This window comes from Yoonia sp., assembly GCF_014859355.1.
GTDB lineage: Bacteria > Pseudomonadota > Alphaproteobacteria > Rhodobacterales > Rhodobacteraceae > Yoonia.
Map to the genome: position 1 here is coordinate 1 of NZ_JACUUJ010000085.1, position 3,465 is coordinate 3,465.

Sequence of the window (3,465 nt, forward strand, 5' to 3'; positions counted from 1 at the left end):
CCCCGCCATATCATCGAACCAGGCAAATGCCTGAAAATAAAGCATACCCATTAACAAAACAAAGCCAATTGCCCCTGAAATAATTTGCAATTTGCTGCCAGAGCCACGTCCAGCGGAAAATGTCGCCGTTGACCGTGTTGAACGGCATATTCGCGGCCTCGGGTGTTGTGGCTGCCCACATCAATTGCGCCGCGACGACGCGCGCGTCAGACACGTCTGTGGCGGCATTATATTGCTCGGGTGATCCGGGGTAGACGAACGGCTGGCCTGTGTGTTTGCAGATCGACGCATAGACGGCCAAGGTCACGGCCATGTTCATCGCATTGCCGATCACAAGGCCAATCATTGTATGCGGGCGGTGCACGGACCAGTTAAAACCCTGTTTTTGCGCCATTTCGAACAGAACGTCCTCTTGGGCATAGTAAAAATTCGGCCCCGGAAGACGTGGGCTGCTTTCAAGGAAGGGCGTGTAAGGTGTGAACTTGGCGTAATCGTCGAACGATCCCAGATAGTGCTTGAGGCCGGTCACAAGCGCAGCATGTTTGACCGGCGCATCGGCAATGCCTTCGAACAAATTGCGGATCATCAGGGCGTTGACCCGAACGTTTTCGTCCTCGTTGGCTTCGCGTGACCATGTGCAATAAAACACATGGGTCACATCCTGCGCTGCGGCCAAAGCAGCCTTGGTGCTTGCAGCATCTTTGAGGTCCGCCGCGATATGGCGACCCGAAAAGTCCAGATCGACGTTGCCACGCGATAGGGTCACGACAGTCCAGCCGTTTTCCTTGAGCAGGCGACCGGTGTAGCTGCCTGATAGTCCCGTGGCACCGACGATGAGTGCGATATTATTTGCGGTCATAGATTTGGACTTCCGTTTGTCTGGATAAATTTTAAGTGGTGACAAGGATTTTCAGGTGTTCGCCTGCCGGGTCGAGAAGGGCTTCGAACCCTTTTTCAACGACATCCTTGGCGTCGATACGTGCGGTAATGACCTTTTCGACAGGGAAAATCCCTGCAGCAATCATGCGCGCGATGCGCGGCCAGATTTGCGTCGGATAGCACCATGTTGCCTCTACCGTGATGTCCTTGAGCGCCCAAAGCATCGCATCAATGCTGGCCGGTTTCATGTGCAGACCGACCTGCACGACCTTGCCCTGACGGCGCACGGCCTGCACGCAGGTGTTCAAAGACACCTCAAGCCCGACACATTCCAGCGCGACATCGACACCCACACCTTCTTCGGTCAGATCAGCGACGGCTGTCAGGATGTTGCCACCTGCGGGGTCAATGACATGCGCGTAGGGCGCGATTTCCTTGATGATCCGGCGGCGGTTCGGGTTCGGTTCCGAGACGATGATGACAGCGGCCCCTGCCGCTTTCGCGGCCAGAACGGTCAGCGCACCAATCGGCCCTGCCCCGGACACCAGCACCGTGGACCCGGCGGTCACGCCGCCACGATCAACCCCGTAAAGCGCCACCGCCGCAGGTTCGATCATTGCGGCCTGTTCATCGGTGATGCCATCCGGGATCGGCTGCGCGTTATAGTCCTTGACCACGGCCTTTTCTGCCATCCCGCCCCAGGCCCAACTGAGCCCGACACACCCCATCGACGGGGAAAGATGGTAAAGCCCACGTTTGCCGTAATAGTCGTTGCGCGGCGACAAAAGCGGCTGAACAGAGATCCGATCACCCGCCGCGATATGGCTGACAGCATCACCGACCGCGAGCACCTTGGCGGAAAACTCATGGCCCAGAATTTGGGGATTCGTCACGCCGGTATAGATGTGCGGTTCAACAGGCGTCACAATCGGCCCGGCAAGATATTCGTGCAGATCCGTGCCACAGATACCGGTGACGAAAGGTGCGATCAAAACGTCATCAGCGGCCAGTTTGCCGGACGGCTCTGGCACATCTTCGACACGGATATCTTTTGCTGCGTGAAAACGAACCGCTCTCATTGGCTGGACTCCAGTGCTGTCTTTTGCGTGAAAAATTGTGGAAGCAATGCCGCGCATGTGCGGGCCAGGCCTTGCATGAAAACGCACGATACAAACGGCTACGCTGATACGTCGAACGACAGGATGATCATGTGAATCCCTCCCAAGACCCGTGCTTCTGATGGTGTGACCATATCAACGATGATCGGCTGAGCAGTAGTTAATTTCTCCGCTTGGAATAAATTTTAGAAATCGCGCCGATGTGGACCTGCTAGAAGTCGTCAGGAAATCGTTGCCTTTGGAGGAAATCATGACTGTCGGACAAAGCGATCGAAAAATTGGCTGGATCGGTGCGGGCAAGATGGGTGGTCCCATGATCCGGAACCTGCTTGCCAACTCCGATCCCGTTTGCGTGTGTGACCCGGACGCATGCGCTGTCAGCGCGGCCGTCGCCAAGGGCGCAACCGCCGCCGCGACGCTGGCCGACATGGCCGCGATGGACATCATATTTTCAACCGTGCCAAACGATTCCGCGCTGATCGCGATTGTCAGCGGAACGGCAGATCATGCAGGGCTGGCCGATATACTCGCCCCCGGCGCGATCTTTGTGGACATGAGCACGGTGTCCCCGATCGCCTCTGTAACAGTGGCCGAAGCCCTTGCAAAAAAAGATATTTTATACCTGCGCGCGCCATTGTCAGGCAGTACGGTGATGGCTGAGAATGCGACACTGACCATTCTGGCATCCGGTGACGAAGCAGCATGGAAAACGGTGCTGCCGTATCTTGAGGTCATGTCGTCGCGCCGGTTCTACCTCGGCACCGGGGACGAAGCGCGCTATATGAAACTTGTCATCAACACACTTGTAGGGGGAACATCCGCGCTTCTTGCCGAGGCGCTGTCGTTGGGGGTAAGCGGTGGACTGACGCGGTCCAGCATGATGGAAGTGATCGGTGAAAGTGCAGTTGCGTCCCCTCTTTTGAAATACAAGACAGCAGCGGTTGTTTCCGACGATTTCAGCCCCGCGTTCAGTGTCATGCAGATGATCAAAGATTTCACGCTGATCAGTGACGCAGCGCGTTCAAACAGCGTTCCGCTGCTGACGTCCGGCCTAATCCTGGAGTTGTATCGCGCCGCTGCAAACGCGGGCTTGCAAGATGCAGATTTCTTCGCTTTGGTGAAATGGCATTCTGACATGTCATCGCAATAGGGAATTCACCGTGCAGCAAAAGGCAACGTTGCAGACAGCAAAGCCCGAAATCACCGGCCACGAGTTATCGCGCATCGTCGATTTTCTACGCAAGTTGCGCGCGCCTTTTGACGCCGGTTTACCGACGGCAAAGCCGGATGTTTACTGGAATATCGTTCTTGAACTTGTTGATGCGCAGTTGCGCCACAAGCCCATCGACAAATCCGGTCTGATTACGCTTGCAGGTGTGCCTTACAGCACCGGCAACCGGATGGTCATGCGCATGATCGAGGACGGCCTAATTTGTCAGGTGCCGCGTGGTGGCGGCCTCAAGACCCA

4 protein-coding genes are annotated in these 3,465 nt (G+C 56.3%); 2 read left to right on the top strand and 2 right to left on the bottom strand.

Features of this window, described 5'->3' with window-relative positions; translation table 11 throughout:
• Nucleotides 1–10 precede the first annotated feature (10 nt).
• Nucleotides 11–859, bottom strand: coding sequence for an SDR family oxidoreductase (locus IBX59_RS14950; RefSeq protein WP_296376987.1), 849 nt, complete (start codon nucleotides 857–859; stop codon nucleotides 11–13).
• A 31-nt stretch (nucleotides 860–890) separates the two neighbouring features.
• Nucleotides 891–1,958 (bottom strand): 2,3-butanediol dehydrogenase, encoded by a 1,068-nt coding sequence (locus tag IBX59_RS14955; protein WP_296376989.1) that lies wholly within the window; start codon nucleotides 1,956–1,958, stop codon nucleotides 891–893.
• Nucleotides 1,959–2,247: 289 nt separating this feature from the next.
• On the opposite strand from IBX59_RS14955, the gene IBX59_RS14960 reads away from it, so the two are divergent.
• Both IBX59_RS14960 and IBX59_RS14965 read left to right on the top strand, forming a co-directional pair.
• On the top strand, nucleotides 2,248–3,147 hold the full coding sequence (locus IBX59_RS14960) for an NAD(P)-dependent oxidoreductase (protein ID WP_296376990.1): 900 nt from the start codon (nucleotides 2,248–2,250) through the stop codon (nucleotides 3,145–3,147).
• A 10-nt stretch (nucleotides 3,148–3,157) separates the two neighbouring features.
• Nucleotides 3,158–3,465, top strand: a 308-nt coding sequence (locus tag IBX59_RS14965) for a hypothetical protein (protein ID WP_296376992.1), incomplete at its 3' end; no start/stop codon positions are given.